The 14,001-nt window shown below is 66.4% G+C and carries 13 protein-coding genes, 1 tRNA gene and 1 pseudogene; 6 read left to right on the top strand and 9 right to left on the bottom strand.

The features are described from left to right. The first annotated feature begins 366 nt into the window (after positions 1–366). Positions 367–1,011: a hypothetical protein gene (locus BMY29_RS05150; protein ID WP_049990457.1), complete on the top strand. Its 645-nt coding sequence runs from the start codon at positions 367–369 to the stop codon at positions 1,009–1,011. Between the two features lie 51 nt (positions 1,012–1,062). Here BMY29_RS05150 and BMY29_RS05155 read toward each other — a convergent pair whose 3' ends face one another. Further along, entirely contained in the window at positions 1,063–1,698 is a 636-nt protein-coding gene (locus BMY29_RS05155; protein ID WP_049990456.1) for an NADPH-dependent FMN reductase, read from the bottom strand. 87 nt (positions 1,699–1,785) lie between these two features. Between BMY29_RS05155 and BMY29_RS05160 the strand changes: the two are divergent. Then, positions 1,786–2,013, top strand: a pseudogene (locus BMY29_RS05160) (nucleoside recognition protein); the annotation flags it as partial. 157 nt (positions 2,014–2,170) lie between these two features. Here the strand turns inward: BMY29_RS05160 and BMY29_RS05165 are convergent. Further along, positions 2,171–2,566: an SPW repeat domain-containing protein gene (locus tag BMY29_RS05165; RefSeq protein ID WP_049990455.1), complete on the bottom strand. Its 396-nt coding sequence runs from the start codon at positions 2,564–2,566 to the stop codon at positions 2,171–2,173. Positions 2,567–2,867: 301 nt separating this feature from the next. Between BMY29_RS05165 and BMY29_RS05170 the strand changes: the two genes are divergently transcribed. Both BMY29_RS05170 and BMY29_RS05180 read left to right on the top strand, forming a co-directional pair. Next, on the top strand, positions 2,868–3,077 hold the full coding sequence (locus BMY29_RS05170) for a hypothetical protein (protein ID WP_049990454.1): 210 nt from the start codon (positions 2,868–2,870) through the stop codon (positions 3,075–3,077). Between the two features lie 521 nt (positions 3,078–3,598). After that, positions 3,599–4,072: a response regulator gene (locus BMY29_RS05180; protein ID WP_049990453.1), complete on the top strand. Its 474-nt coding sequence runs from the start codon at positions 3,599–3,601 to the stop codon at positions 4,070–4,072. Positions 4,073–4,674: 602 nt separating this feature from the next. Here BMY29_RS05180 and BMY29_RS05185 read toward each other — a convergent pair. Both BMY29_RS05185 and BMY29_RS05190 read right to left on the bottom strand, forming a co-directional pair. Continuing rightward, positions 4,675–4,849, bottom strand: a tRNA-Trp gene (locus BMY29_RS05185). A gap of 57 nt (positions 4,850–4,906) precedes the next feature. After that, positions 4,907–5,821, bottom strand: a complete 915-nt coding sequence (locus BMY29_RS05190) for a DUF5794 domain-containing protein (RefSeq protein ID WP_049990452.1) — start codon at positions 5,819–5,821, stop codon at positions 4,907–4,909. Positions 5,822–6,395: 574 nt separating this feature from the next. Between BMY29_RS05190 and guaB the strand changes: the two genes are divergently transcribed. After that, entirely contained in the window at positions 6,396–7,898 is a 1,503-nt protein-coding gene (gene guaB / locus BMY29_RS05195; RefSeq protein WP_049990451.1) for an IMP dehydrogenase, read from the top strand. A gap of 74 nt (positions 7,899–7,972) precedes the next feature. Here guaB and BMY29_RS05200 read toward each other — a convergent pair whose 3' ends face one another. The 5 genes from BMY29_RS05200 to cmk all read right to left on the bottom strand — a co-directional run bounded on the left by BMY29_RS05200 (position 7,973) and on the right by cmk (position 13,305). Next, the gene (locus BMY29_RS05200; RefSeq protein ID WP_049990450.1) at positions 7,973–9,616 is read right to left on the bottom strand and encodes an acetate--CoA ligase; all 1,644 of its coding nucleotides are present in this window, start codon (positions 9,614–9,616) and stop codon (positions 7,973–7,975) included. Positions 9,617–9,696: 80 nt separating this feature from the next. Continuing rightward, complete coding sequence (locus BMY29_RS05205) at positions 9,697–10,197, bottom strand: hypothetical protein (RefSeq protein ID WP_049990495.1); 501 nt, start codon at positions 10,195–10,197, stop codon at positions 9,697–9,699. A gap of 81 nt (positions 10,198–10,278) precedes the next feature. Further along, positions 10,279–11,886, bottom strand: a complete 1,608-nt coding sequence (locus BMY29_RS05210; RefSeq protein ID WP_049990449.1) for a sodium/proline symporter — start codon at positions 11,884–11,886, stop codon at positions 10,279–10,281. After that, complete coding sequence (locus tag BMY29_RS05215) at positions 11,879–12,394, bottom strand: hypothetical protein (protein ID WP_049990448.1); 516 nt, start codon at positions 12,392–12,394, stop codon at positions 11,879–11,881. Before BMY29_RS05215 ends, BMY29_RS05210 begins: the two co-directional genes overlap by 8 nt. A 299-nt stretch (positions 12,395–12,693) precedes the next feature. Continuing rightward, positions 12,694–13,305, bottom strand: a complete 612-nt coding sequence (cmk, locus tag BMY29_RS05220; RefSeq protein ID WP_049990447.1) for a (d)CMP kinase — start codon at positions 13,303–13,305, stop codon at positions 12,694–12,696. 172 nt (positions 13,306–13,477) lie between these two features. Between cmk and BMY29_RS05225 the strand changes: the two genes are divergently transcribed. Next, positions 13,478–13,924 (top strand): hypothetical protein, encoded by a 447-nt coding sequence (locus BMY29_RS05225; protein WP_049990446.1) that lies wholly within the window; start codon positions 13,478–13,480, stop codon positions 13,922–13,924. Positions 13,925–14,001: the final 77 nt, after the last annotated feature.

The raw sequence follows: 14,001 nt of genomic DNA on the forward strand, positions 1-14,001 counted from the left end.
GGGACCAGTTCAGCCAAGTGATAACTTGGCTCTTGTCCGACCCCCGTCGACGGACGGGCCGCGTCGCAATTCGTCAGCGGAGAACGAAGTCGCCGGTCGCCGACGGCGATTCGCACGACCAATCTTTCGTTGACCGCGCCTCGCTCGCGCCAGGCGAGCCGCGGTCGCGTGTCCGCGACCGGAAACGATGGGCTCGATCGTGCCAGCGCTCCCGTCGCTCGCCCCCGCCGTTTCTTTCCTCCGCTCCCCTTAGCGGTATAAACGATGGCGGCCGGCGCTATAAAACAGTCTCGGGAAGCCGTCGCTCGCGCCGTGCGTGAGAATGCGTTCCATAACGAAAGGGGCGGCACCGAAACGGGACACGATATGAGCGTCATCCGCCAGCCGACCGTCCTCGGCCGATCGACGCGGCGACGCGTGGTTGGCATCACCGCCGCGGTCTCGGCCGCGGCCGTCGAGACGGTCGCAGTCGGGTGCTGGTTCGGTCTCGTCGTCGGCTCGCGGTCGACGTCGACCGCGCTCGCGGGACTCGGGGTGCTCTTCTGTGGCGCGTTGCTCAGGACGGGCCTGTTCGGGGCGACGGTCAGCGAACTCGACGACCTCCTGCAGCCACGGCGCCTCGGCGCGGCGCTCGCGCTCACCACCGGCTGGATCGTGTGGCTGCTCGTGGCCGAACTGATCGGCGCCGCTGCCGGCGTCGTCGTCGCGACGGGCGTCCTCGCGAGCATCCTCACCGCGCAGTTCGTCCTCGAGCGCCGCGTCTTCCGGCTGCACGCGAGCAACCGCGTGACGTTCACCCCCGTGATCCCGGGCCTGTTGATGGCCGTCGGCGCGGCGACGCTGCTGGCGTCCGCCTGGTTCACCGACTGGGGGCTCTCGGCGCCGCCGCTCTCGCTGGGCCTCACGACGGTCGCGATCCGCGTCGAGGCGGTCCAGATCGGCGTCCTCGTCTTCGGGCTCTTCGCCTTCCTCGCGCATCAGCGGCGGTTCCAGCGGATTCTCGATCCCTGATCCCGGGCGGAGTCGATCACGCGTGCCCGCGAGCGACGGCGCGCTCTCGCGTTACTTCCCCTGCGCGCCGACGTTGTGGTCGCTCTCGAAGGAGTCCGGGTCCGGTTCGATGTCCGCGTACTGCACCGCGCGGCGGCCGAGCGTCACGACCCGCTTCTCGAGTTTCGGATCAACGAACTCGCCGTCTTCGAAGGCCGCGCTCGCGTTCGGGATCGCCGCCTCGTGGGGGATCACCCACGCGTTCAGCGCCCGACAGACGGATCGCATGTGCTCTAACGTCGTCACCGGGAAGGGCCCGCCCGAGACCGCCAGCAGGCCCACGGTCTCGTCCGCGAACTCGTCGAACCCGCAGTAGTCGATGGCGGTCTTCAGCGGCGAGGAGTAGGAGCCGTGGTACATCGGCGAGCCCAGGATAATCGTATCGGCCGCGCGAACGCGCGCCGCCAGGCGCTCGGCGTCGCCCGCCGCCTCGCGGTCCCGGTTCGCGTCGAAGGCCGGCAGTTCGTACTCGCGCAGGTCGAGGAGTTCGGTGCTCGCACCGGCGTGCTCGGCCGCCGAGAGGACGTGTTCGAGCGCGGTTCGGGTGCGACTGTCATCGCGGAGACTGCCGCAGATGGCGGCCACCCGCACGTCGCTATCGCTATCGGCGTCTCCGTCGCTGACACGGCCGCTATCACTGTCGCTCATGCCCCTCCGAACGACGGGGAGCAAGAAAAACCACCCGACGGTGCCGATTTCGAGCGGCGAGGCGCGCCGGCGACCCGACGCCGACGGGCGATCACCGTCGCGCCCACGATCGGCGACGTCCTGACGGCCGACCAGGCGGTGATCGTGCTGCTCGCGGGGAGCCTGATCTCACTGCCGATCGAGACGGTCAAGCGCTCGATTCCCTTCCAGTTCGGCATCTGGGGCACCGCGTTCGGAACGAAGGTGGTCGCCGTCAACGTCTGTCTGAAGGCCGCGTTCATCCTCGTCGCGATCGGCGTCTTCGCCGTCGTCTGAGGGTGCGACGGACGGGAGCGTCAGCCTCCCTACCCCGGATCTACTGCAGGAGGTGCGACCGCTCGGCGGTGTCAGCCGAGAGATCCGGAACGAAACTGGACCGGACGAAACCACAGGAAAGCGATCGAAACCGACGGTCGATCGAATCGACTTCGCCTTACGCGCTCGATGCGGTCGCGTTCGACGACTGGAGGCTGCCGTACACGCCGGCCAGCGACAAGATCGCGATGAGGGCCCCGGCAATGCCGTTGATGCCGATCACCAGACTGCGATCGACGCCGAGGACGTGCGGCGCGGCCGCGATCCAGATCCCGATCAGTGCCAGAATCGCCGCGAGGACGATACTGGGCGACCGGTGTTCGCCCGTCCGGTACGCGTGGAACGAGGCGAGGATCGCGGTCACCGCGCCGACGAGTGCGTTCTGGATTCCCATCGTCCCGGTGATCGTGAAGACGGCCGCCGACACCATGACGAACGCCCCGAGCGCCGCCGACAGTCCGGCCGTTCGTTCAACCAATACAGAACTATCGTCCGTGGATCGTGTCCGGCTCATCGATCGATCCTACGGGACGCCAGATATTTGAGCCCACCGACAATGTTCCGGCAGTGGTACGTCAGTGGATGCCGCTCTCGGTGCCGACGCGGGACTGACGCCAGCGACCGCCGTCTAGACGAGCCAAACGATCACCCTCGCGAAGCGTTTCGGGACCGGGAACGGGAAATCGGCCGGGCCGTGGCGGATCGATCGGCGATCCGGAGCTCGCCGATCGGTACTGGCCGTATTCGAGCGCGGCTGCCGCCGTCTGGCTACTTCAGGCTCGCCGTTTATCGCACTCAACAACGGACTACTTCGTATGGGAGAATTCACCGACCGCCTCCTGATCCTCATCATCGCCGTCGTCGGGCTCGGGAGCCTGATTATCGCCTGGCTCGGCGGCTTCGTCGTCGCCGAGATGGGCGGCTGGATGGAGATCGGCGGCCTGGCCGTCCTGGTCGTGCTGTTCCTCGTCGCGTTGGTCGGCGTCTGGCACGAGTTCAACACCGTCGAGACGGAGTCCCGGTGAGACCGGTCCGATTCGGTCGCGGGCCGACGAGCGCGTCGCTCGAGTTTGCGGCCCGCGAACGCGACCGCCGGGTGGGCGACGACTCGCGACGTCCTTGCAAGTCACCCCCCTATTCTTATTTCTGCCTCGGGATTGTGTAACGATATGCGATATCGGGAGCGGTCGATCAGGAGGGGGCAGCGCCGACAACACGTACATAAACGGCTCGCCGAACTCGAACGCGAGCTCGAAGAAACCAGGGATCGGGTCCGGCAGCTCGAAAATACATTACGGGGGGTGGTTCAAAACGCGAACGACGTTTCGATCGGCGGCCCCTGTAAGTGCGGCAAGAGCTTGCTACTGATTCGTCAACAAAAGATCTACTGTCCGCATTGCGGCTATAACCGAACGATGTAGGGTCCGCTTCGCGTTGTTTCGTCCCAGTTTCGCCGCTCGACACCAGCTGTGTCTCCGTTCGCTGCCAGAGACAGTCGCAAACCCGTGAGAGTTGACGTTTTCCGTCCGCAGCGAGATGAGTTGCTATGGCGTCCGCAGAGAAGCGTCCCGACAGCGAGACGAACGACGTCATCGAGATTCTGTTGATCGAGCCGAATCCCGGTGACACACGCCTCTTTACGGAGAATCTCCGAGACGCAAAACTCACGAACACCGTCCATGCGGTCGACGACGGCGAGGCGGCGCTCGATTTCCTCCATCAGCGCGGCGACTACGAGGACGAGACGTGCCCGGATCTCATCCTCCTCGAGCCCCAGTTGCCCGGCACGAGCGGCATGGCAGTCCTGTCCGAACTCAACGGCGAACCGGCCCTGAACGACATCCCCATCGTCGTGCTCACGAGTTCCGAAGTAGGCGAAGAGATCGTGAAATCCCACGGGCTCGAAGCGGACGCCTACATCCGGAAACCGGTCGACGCCGAGGACTTCGTCGAGTTCGTCCAGTCCGTCGAGGACTTCTGGTTCGCGATCGTCCAAGAGACCGACGACGCCGACGACTGATCGCCAGGCCCGTCTCTCCGTTCGAACGCGATGCCGGCTCCTGGTTCCCTCGATCGATCACCGGTTGTCGTCGTCCGGCGCGCCTGGCGGCCGACAGCGAGTAACGGGGAGGATGAGGAGTGCGCCAGAGTGTTGACGCCACGTCGACCACTGAATTGGGAACTGTAGTGTCGCTTGGTGACTACTTTTCGATTTATCACCAACACACGTTGGAATCACATCTATACGCGAACGGCTACCAATAGTGAGTAGGCAGGGAGGCAGAGCAGTACAGCACGGTCACCGTGTTCGTTTCCAATCCGTTGCTACGCGTGCTTCCTCCCCACCACTCTGCCGCCCTGCCGCTTCGCGTGCCATTCCGGAGCGACCGTGTTCTCGAGGCCCGAACGCAAACGGGTTCGATCAGCGGTCGCACCGGTGCTCTTCCCGATCTAATAACGCTGAATCGCGTGCTGATGGCTCACTACTTTGTTCGCGAAGAAGACCGATCTCGGAGGGTCTCGAATGACGTCTGGGAACCTGCGCGTCGCGCAGAACCGCAGTCTCGGTCGAATTACTTCGCCCAATACGCGCCGCTCACGATGTTGTTTGTAGTGAGGATATGGGGTCGGAGGGATTTGAACCCCCGATCGACTGATATCTCCGGTGCGCCTCGGAACTCCAGAGGGTCATCACACGGACACTGATCAGGTGCCCGATCAGTATATCAGTCTGGAGTGTCGTCCCGGGCGCGGTGCCTCTGGAGTCAGTCGCCATGCCTGGCTTGGCCACGACCCCGCGTCCCTCTGTTGGGGAATCCACCCTAAAGTGGTTTCGATTTGCGGCAGAATCGGGCTACAGCCACGGGGCCCGACCCGCGGTGTCGGTCGCGTCGTCGCCCGGATAGGCGCTCGTCTCGGTCTCGTCATCTCCCTCGCCGTCGTCGGTGGTCGACTCGTTCGAGCGGTCGCCGCCGTCGGTCAGCGCTCCCATCTGAGCGGCCGCGTCGCCCGAATCCGTCTCCGCGTTCGCGTCGTCCGCGTCGCGGAACGGGAAGTCGACGGCGAAGACGGCCGCGACGATCAGCGCGGCCAGGGGCGCCTGGCCGAACGCCATCCCGAGCAGGGACAGCGGGAGCAGACCGAGCGCGACGGCGCTGCCGAAGCGGAACCGGTCGATGTCCATGTACTTCCGGAGGAACGGCCCGGCGAGGGCGATCGTCAGCGCGAAGGCCACGCCGACGGCCGCCGCCAGCGTCGCGGAGGCGACGAGCGAGGGATCGGTCATCAGGTTGAACGACGCGCCGGACGGATCGATACTGGCGACCAGGCCCAGCCCGATGACGACCACGGGATTGGGGAGGTAGTCGCCGATGGTCGCGCTGGCGGTCTTGGCCGCGATGGCGGCGATGACCAGCGCCGCGAACCGCTCGAAAATGACGATGTCGAGCACGCTTCCGATCGCCGGCGCGAGCGCGGCTTGCACGGCCGCGAGCAGTATCAGCGGGATGCCGACGAGCATGACGACGGTCGCCTGCTCGCGGGGCGTGCCGTCCATCTCCGCGAGGATGACGGCGACGGTGGCGCTCCCGCCGAATATCAGCAGGCCGACCTGAATCGCGCCCAGCGGGTCGTCGAGCGCGCCGGCTAAGATCAACGCGGGGAAGACGCCGTCGACTAACGGCAGCATCATCACTAACGCCAACAGCCTGGCGTCACCCCCGACTATCTGTTCGAGGCGGAGAGCGACCGGGTGTTGCGACGTACTCATCGGTTAGGGCCGATGGCCGTGACCCGTGGCCAGTGGGCGATAGGAATGCCGATCCCGTACCGATCGATCCGCACACCAGGTGATCGGTTTCGGATTGGGATTGGGATTCTGGCCATTCGCTGTGAGTTTTGGTGTAAAATTCCCGAACGCAAAGGAGGCGACGGAGTCGAAGCTCGTCCGGCCGTCGGTTCGGGCTGCGGATGCACTCACAGCGTACATACCCGAACACAGGAGCGGATTGTCAATAAACGTTGCGTGGGATTACGTTTCACGATCCGTCGGATCTCAGCCGATGACGGTCATATCCGTACGAGAATGAACAAAGTTTCGACGAGAGTCGACGTTCGTCATGCTAGAACGGTTAGTCCCGCTCGACCGAGGTCGAGTACGGAACCGGGGCGGGACGGAGGTGAGACGGTCGCACCCGGCCTGGCGATCGACGATCGCGACCGTACCCGATCCCGCCCGGCCCCAGTCGGCGTCGACGGCCGAATTAGCTGCTGACGGCCCCGTTAACAGTTCGCAACCGGAGATGTCTCGCAACGTTTTTGGCTCGGGAGTTCGGACGGTTTACATGGCGAACGACGTTCCCGAGCACGAGCCCTATTCTTCGAAACTCCAGGTACCGGAAGCGCTGACGTTCGACGACGTGCTCCTCCGCCCGAAGGAGAGCCGCGTCGAACCCGACGACGCCGACCTCACCTCGCGCGTTTCGCGGAACGTCGAGGTCTCCGTTCCCATCCTCTCGGCCGCGATGGACACCGTCACGGAGAGCGGCATGGCCATCGCGATGGCCCGACACGGCGGGCTCGGCGTCCTCCACCGGAACATGAACATCGACGAGATGGTCGACGAGATCGAGCGCGTCAAGAGCGCCGACGAGCTCATCATCCCCCACGACGAGGTCGTCACCGCCGATCCCGAGATGACCGTCCGCGAGGTCGACGAGCTGATGGCCCGCGAAGGCGTCGGCGGCGCGCCCGTCGTCAACACCCGCGGCGAAGTGCTGGGGATCATCTCGAGTACGGACATCCGTCCGCACCTCGAGGTCAACGAGGACGACGCGGTCACGGAAGCGATGACCGACGAGGTCATCACCGCGCCCGAGGACATCAACGCCCGCGACGCGTTCGACCTGATGTACGAACACAAGATCGAGCGCGTCCCGGTCGTCGACGACGAGAACCTGCTGGTCGGGCTCGTCACGATGCAGGGCATCCTCCAGCGCCGGGAGTACCAGGAGGCCGTCCGCGACGAGAACGATCGGCTCCGCCTGGGCGTCGCCGTCAGTCCCTTCGAGGAGGACCGCGCGCTCGCGGCCGACGAGGCCGGCGCCGACGTCCTCTTTATCGACACCGCGCACGCGCACAACCTGAACGTCATCGACGGCGCCCGCGAGATCAAGGAGTCCGTCGACGCCGACGTCGTCGTCGGTAACGTCGGCACCCGCGAGGCGGCCGAGGATCTGGTCGACTTCGCCGACGGTATCAAGGTCGGGATCGGCCCGGGCTCGATCTGTACCACCCGCGTCGTCTCCGGCGCCGGCATGCCCCAGATCACGGCCGTCTCGCAGGTCGCGGACGTCGCCAGCGAACACGACGTCCCCGTCATCGCAGACGGCGGCATCCGGTACTCCGGCGACGCGATCAAGGCGGTCGCCGCCGGCGCGGACGCGGTCATGCTCGGCTCCTACTTCGCCGGCACCGACGAGGCGCCTGGTCGCGTCGTCACCATGAACGGCAAGAAGTACAAGCAGTACCGCGGGATGGGATCGGTCGGTGCGATGAAATCCGGCGACAGCGACCGCTATCTCAAGGAAGAGCCCGACGAAGACGACGAGTACGTCCCGGAAGGTGTCGAAGCGGCGACGCCGTATAAGGGTACCCTCAAGTCCGAACTCCACCAGCTCGCGGGCGGGATGCAGTCCGGCATGGGGTACGTCGGCGCGGCGACGATCCCCGAGTTCAAGCAGCGTAGCGAGTTCGTCCGCGTCTCCGCGGCCGGCCAGGCGGAGAGCCACGCCCACGACGTCGTGATCACCGACGAGGCGCCGAACTACTCGCCCGACGGCGAGTAACTAGTTCGACCGGTTTCGGCCCCCGCTCCGCGTTCGGGATCGGGTACCGATACGATGAGTCCCAACGGGCCACCTCACGCCAGTTCGGTCCGGCGGATTTTTCCGGTGGTGGTCGTCGGCAGTTCGTCGACGAACTCGATCTCGCGCGGGTACTCGTACTCAGCTAGCTTCTCGCGGACGAGATTGCGGATCTCGGCCCGCAACTCGTCCGACCCCGGTTCGCCGGCGACCGGCTGGACGACCGCCCTGATGATCTCGCCGCGGGTCTCGTCGGGGACGCCGACGACGCCGACCTGTTCGACAGCGTCGTGCTCGAGAATCGCTTCCTCGACCTCCCGTGGAGCGACGCGGTAGCCGCTCGTGATGATGAGGTCGTCGTCGCGCGAGACGAACCAGAGATACCCGTCTGCGTCGCGTTCCGCGAGGTCCCCCGTGAGATGCCACTCGTCGAGCGTCACCGCGGCCGTCTTCTCCGGCGCGTTCCAGTACTCCTCGAAGATCGCGGGATCGTCGCCGCGCCGGACCGCGATCTCGCCGACCTCGCCCGAGTCGACCGGCTCGCCCGTCTCGGTATCGATGACGGCGACGTCGTGGCCGGGCACCGGCTTCCCCATGCTCCCCGGCTTCGCGGGGAACCAGGCGCGGCAGTTCGCGACCAGCAGGTTCGCCTCCGTCTGGCCGTACAGTTCGTTGATCGCCGTCCCCGCGAGTTCCTCGTCGGCCCACTCCAGGATCTCGCCCGTCAGCGGCTCGCCGCCCGAGCAGATCGCCGCGAGCGAGAGGTCGTACCGCTCGGTCGGCTCTTCGACCTCCATCAGCATCCGGATCGCCGTCGGCGGGATGAACGCGTTCGTCACGTCGAACTCGTCGACGATCTCGAAGGCCGTCTCGGGATCGAACGAGCCCATCGGATAGCCGACGACGGGCCGGCCGTAGTGCCAGGCGGGGAAGACCAGGTCGCCCAGCGCGCCGATCCAGGCCCAGTCGGCGGGCGTCCAGTAGACCGAGTCGCCGCGGACGTCCCGTTCGAAGTACATTTGAAAGGCCGGACAGTGGCCGACCCAGACGTCGTGGGTGTGAAGGACGCCCTTCGGCTCGCCGGTGCTGCCGCTCGTGTACATGATGATCGCCGGCGTGTCGGCGTCTGTCTCGGCAACCTCGTAGTCGGTCGACCGTCCCTCGACCGCCGCATCGAAGGTCTCGACGGTGGCCTCACCGATGCGGTCGTCCTCCGGCTCCGCGTCGACGACGAGCACGTGCTCCAGGGCGGGACAGTCGGGCGCGACGGCGCGGATCGTCTCCCACTGGGTGGCGTCGACGACGGCGACGCGGGCCTCGCTGTCCCGCAGCCGATACCGGAGGGCGTCGTCGCCGAACAGCACCGACAGCGGGAGCGACACCGCGCCGCGCTTCCAGCAGGCGAGGTGGGTAAGGACGTTTTCGGGCTTCTGCGGGACGACGACCGCGACCCGGTCCCCGTACTCGACGCCCATCGACTCGAGGGCGTTCGCCACCGCGTTCGACCGCCGGTCGAGGTCGTCGAAGGTGTACGTCTCGCGGCGCCCGTCAGGGTAGGTCTGGTACAGCGCCGGCCGATCACCGTCGGAATGCTTGCCCACGAGGTCGGTCGCGGCGTTGAACCCCGCCGGAACGTCCCACGAGAACGACGTCCGAGCGTCGTCGTACGAGTCCCCCTCGACAGAGATATGCCACACCATAGCACGACATATGATGGAGGGCGAGATAAACGGTCGGGCGGGCTGCGATCGCTGCATATGGCCGGAGCCGACCCGCCGATTCAGAGCCGCGGGAACCGCGGCGCCTCGACGGTCACGTCGACGTCGGCCAGGCGCGGATCGGCGGCCAGGTCGGCCACGAGTTCGCGCTGCGGATCGGCGGTTCGGGACTGGTACAGGGTCCGTTCCTCGGTCGCGGTCTCGGACCCGGACTCGGATTCAGGCTGGGACTCGGGGACATCGTCGTCACCCTCCCGCCAGGCGACCGCGAGCCGCGCCCGGCGCAGCCTGGTCCCGGTGACCAGACGAAGTTCGTCGAGGTCGTCGAGCGGGACGGCGAAGTTTCGGTCGTCGTAGGTCGCGACCTCGGCGGGCGGGAGATCGGCGATCGCCTCCCGATCGCGCTCGCCCATGTCCGCCCGTAGGAGCAGCGATCGATAGGACTCGCCAACGAAACACCACAGCAGCCGTTCGTCGGTCAGTACCAGCTCCCAGAACTCGATGGAGTTCGGCCGCTGGCGGAACCAGTGCGAGAGTCGGGCGAGGGTGGTTTCGGTCGTCATCTGCTCTCCGGTCTCGGTGCGGGACGGCGTTCGCGTCCGGTCATCGCGCCGCGTTCGGGTCGGGGTATCGGTCACGTGCGATCACCGTTCGAGCAGCGCGTGGAGGTCGGCGGGCAGGTCGTCGCCGTCCTGGGTCAGCAACGAGACGCCGACGAACAAGACGACGGCGACGAGTAATGCGACGGTGCCGACGGGGAACTCGTCCGGGTACGGGTAGGTCGCCATGATGCCACTGGCGAGCCCCCCGTAGCCGGCGACGTCCGCGGCCATCGGGACGGCGCTGTAGACGACGTTGACGACGAGACCGCCGAGAATGGCGACGATCGCGCCCTCCTTCGTCGCGCCCTTCCAGTTCATCCCGAAGACGGCGATCGGGACGAACGCCGCGGCGAAGAAGCCCCAGCCGATCGTTCCGAGGATGCCCACCAGCGCGTCGGAGTAGTAGACGACGCCCGTCGCGAGCACCGTCAGCCCGGCCAGGGCCGCCTGCGTGACTCGGAGCTCCGTCCGGTCGTGCTCGATCGGCCGACCGAGCGCTCTCGGAATGTCCCGCGAGATGGCCGCCGCGCCGATGTTGAGGAACGAGTCGCTGGTCGACATGATCGCCGCGAGCAGCGCCGCGAGGATGAGCCCGGCGACGACGCTCGGCGTGTACTCGAGGACGAAGACCGGCCCGACCTCGCTCGCGCTGAACGTTTCTTGAATCTCGCCGGCCTCGACCATCGCGCGCATCGACAGCCCCGCCGAGAAGGCGATCAGGCTCGAGATCGCGTAGGAGAGGGCGGCGATCGGCGCGCCCCACTTCAGGATTTTGAGGTTGCGGCTCATGTAGAACTTCGTGATCAGATGCGGTTGGCCGGCCGCGCCAACCGAGAAGAGAATCCACCAGGCGACGGCCACGAGGACGGCCGTCGTCGCACCGCCCATCGCGCCGAACGGCGAAACGAGAGAGGGATCGGCGGTCGCCAGGTTTCGGGAGATGCTCTCCATCCCGCCGCCGAAGGACATGGCGTAGGTGAAGACGAACACCGCGCCGGTGATCATCGTCAGCGCCTGCAGGAAGTCCGTCCAGACGCCGGCGATCATCCCGCCGAGCATGCTGTAGAGCAGCAGGATGAGGGCGCCCCCGAGCAGCCCCCAGATGACGGGAATGCCGAAGATCGCCCGCATGACGAACTGCAGAGCCGCGAGGTTAGTCGCCAGGTAGGCGATCACGCCGACGACGACGGCCAGGCCGGTCAGGCCGCGCACCCAGTCGCTCTCGTAGCGGACGTACATCCCGTCTGCCAACGTCAGGACGTCCCGGATGTCCGCGAGCAGGCGCAGCCGCTTGGCGAGGACGACCCAGGTGATGAGAAAGCCAAGCGGCGCGGTAAAGAAGATCCAGAGCGCGGTCGTCCCGAACGAGTAAACCAGTTCGGGGCCGCCGACGAAGCCGAACCCGGACTGGATGACCGAGAACGCGGTCATCGCGAGCACCCAGGTGCCGATGCTCTTGCCCGTGATGAGGAAGTCGCCGGTCGTGTGCGTTCGCATGTAGCCCCAGACGCCGATCAGGATGACGACGAACAGGTACGCCGCCCCGAAGGCGATGATGACCGGATCGTCGGCGACCGGGATCCCCTCCGTCTGGAGCGGTCCCGGGAGCGAGACTGGGGACGGAAGCGAGAGCGCGACAGCGTCAGTCATCGTCACCCTCTGCGTCGGTCGCGCCGTCGAAGCCGTCAGTCCGCGCGGGCCGCTCGATGTGCTGGGGCGCGAGCGGCAAGTCCTCCCGTTGCTGTCGGTCCCGCGCCTCGCCGATGATGTCGTCGACGATCGCTTCACCGCCGATGCGGTCGAAGATTACTGAGTAGTAGAGCGCCGCGAACGCGGGCGCCAGCCACAGGAGCGCGAAGTAGACGAGCGTCGACGACGGCACGCCGAGCACGTACGAGTAGCTGGTAGTGGCCGGATTCCACAGCAGCCAGATTCCCGTCAGCCCCGCGAGGAACATGACGGCGAGCGTGCCGACCAGACCGGTGTAGGGCTCGAAGGGTGAGCCGCGGTCGCGTTGTTCGGTCGACGCCGATGCGACCACGGCGAGGATGAACAGCGCCGCGACGTACGAGAACGCGCGGTACAGGTCGAGGCTCGCGGTGACGAGCGCGGCCGCCGCGAGGACGCCGATCGCGGTCAGCATCGCGTTCCGAGTCACGGGCACGCACCTCGAGTAACCCGGTGGTCGTCCGCGGTGACCCGGCGCCGTTCGGCCCGGTTCCGCTCGGATCGGGGCGGCCGTCCCCGTACGGATCGTCCGTCATCATCCCGTTCGGTACGACCGCGAATTATGGTATCACCCACCGTGACCATATATTGCATACCAAACCACGAACTGCTATTTGAATGGTTCGACGGTATTGGGGCTCCGGCCGAGTAAAGACGCCAGTAGACAAGTGGTGTGCGAATAAAACGCGGCTTATCCGATCGTCGAACGGTACGTCCGCGAGGATGGGCCTAGACGGTCATGGACGGCGTCGTGAACGCCCCCTCGTCGAGTTCGGGGTCGTATTCCTCGATCGCCTGTCGGACGATGGTGTACACGGCCCGCTTGCTCCAACGGGCGGTGTTAAGGTGGAGGTCGTAGAACTCGCGGTCGTCGATGTCGATCTCGTAATAGGATTCGTAGCGACCGGCCTCGCTGACCTCGCGGACCCGCATCTCCGCCTCGGTCTCCATGCGGTCCTCGATGCGGTCCAGGCGAACCTCCTCGGGCGCGTCGAGCCAGATCCGCAGGTCCGCGCGGTCGCCGGCCAGCCAGCCCGCCAGGCGTGACTCGAGGATGAAGGGCTTGTTGGCCATCCCCCATTTCTCGGCGATCTGCTGGAGGCGCTGGTCCAGCGCGCGGTCGATCTCGTCGGACTCCTCGGCCTTGGCGGTGAGCTGGTTGAGACTCATGTCCCGGTCCTCGGCGAGTTCGCGGAAGATGTCGCCGCCGGAGACGTACGGACAGCCGATCGCGTCGGCGAGGCGTTCACACAGCGTCGTCGCGCCACAGCCCGGTGGCCCGGAGACGGTGATGAAAAGCGTCGTGTCGAGTTCCTCGATCGAACTGTCGTGCGCAGCCATACGTGGATGCTCTCGGCCCCTCCTGAAAAGGTTCCGGCTACGACCCCGGGTGCGAGTCGTCGGCGCGGTGGTGCCCGGCCGGGAACGGCCCCGAGCCGGCAGTTTCGATTCCGAGTACGATCGACGACCCGGAAGAGTAACGCCTACGGTCGCGCGCCCCCGAAGGCCGCACGTGAACCGCCGTACGGTACTTCGAACCGCCGGGGTAACCGCCGTCGCGGGGCTCTCGGGCTGTATCGAGGCCCTTCAGGAACACTACGAGGGCAGTTTCCAGGGCCTGGTCCCCATCGAGATCCACAGCGAAGCCGATCACCACTACAACGTTATCCTCGAGGCCTACGCAGTGGACGAAGACCGCCAGACCTACGACGAGAGCTACACGGTGCGGGCCGGCGAGACGGCCTCGCCGCCGCATCTAGACGCGGCCGAGCAACGCTTCCGCGCGACGAAGATGGAACGCGAGACCGACGAACAGCTCACGAAGGAAGCGACCGTCACGCCGAACGTCGATCTCATCTCCGTTCGGCTCACCGACGACGATCTGATCCTCGATGTCGAACGCGGCGAGGAGGACGACGAGCCGGCACCCGAATCCGAGCCGAGCAGGTTCGACGAGTAACGCTCCCGACTCGACCGGCCCGTCCGCTCCGCCGCGGTCGTCTCCGGGCGCCACCGGGCTCGAACGACCGGAACGAA

The organism is Natrinema salifodinae (assembly GCF_900110455.1).
In the GTDB taxonomy this organism is placed as follows: domain Archaea; phylum Halobacteriota; class Halobacteria; order Halobacteriales; family Natrialbaceae; genus Natrinema; species Natrinema salifodinae.

Coding starts and splice junctions, on each gene's coding strand:
- BMY29_RS05150 (WP_049990457.1), top strand. CDS start 367: ATGAGCGTCATCCGCCAGCCGACCGTCCTCGGCCGATCGACGCGGCGA.
- BMY29_RS05155 (WP_049990456.1), bottom strand. CDS start 1,698: ATGAGCGACAGTGATAGCGGCCGTGTCAGCGACGGAGACGCCGATAGC.
- BMY29_RS05165 (WP_049990455.1), bottom strand. CDS start 2,566: ATGAGCCGGACACGATCCACGGACGATAGTTCTGTATTGGTTGAACGA.
- BMY29_RS05170 (WP_049990454.1), top strand. CDS start 2,868: ATGGGAGAATTCACCGACCGCCTCCTGATCCTCATCATCGCCGTCGTC.
- BMY29_RS05180 (WP_049990453.1), top strand. CDS start 3,599: ATGGCGTCCGCAGAGAAGCGTCCCGACAGCGAGACGAACGACGTCATC.
- BMY29_RS05190 (WP_049990452.1), bottom strand. CDS start 5,821: ATGAGTACGTCGCAACACCCGGTCGCTCTCCGCCTCGAACAGATAGTC.
- guaB (WP_049990451.1), top strand. CDS start 6,396: ATGGCGAACGACGTTCCCGAGCACGAGCCCTATTCTTCGAAACTCCAG.
- BMY29_RS05200 (WP_049990450.1), bottom strand. CDS start 9,616: ATGGTGTGGCATATCTCTGTCGAGGGGGACTCGTACGACGACGCTCGG.
- BMY29_RS05205 (WP_049990495.1), bottom strand. CDS start 10,197: ATGACGACCGAAACCACCCTCGCCCGACTCTCGCACTGGTTCCGCCAG.
- BMY29_RS05210 (WP_049990449.1), bottom strand. CDS start 11,886: ATGACTGACGCTGTCGCGCTCTCGCTTCCGTCCCCAGTCTCGCTCCCG.
- cmk (WP_049990447.1), bottom strand. CDS start 13,305: ATGGCTGCGCACGACAGTTCGATCGAGGAACTCGACACGACGCTTTTC.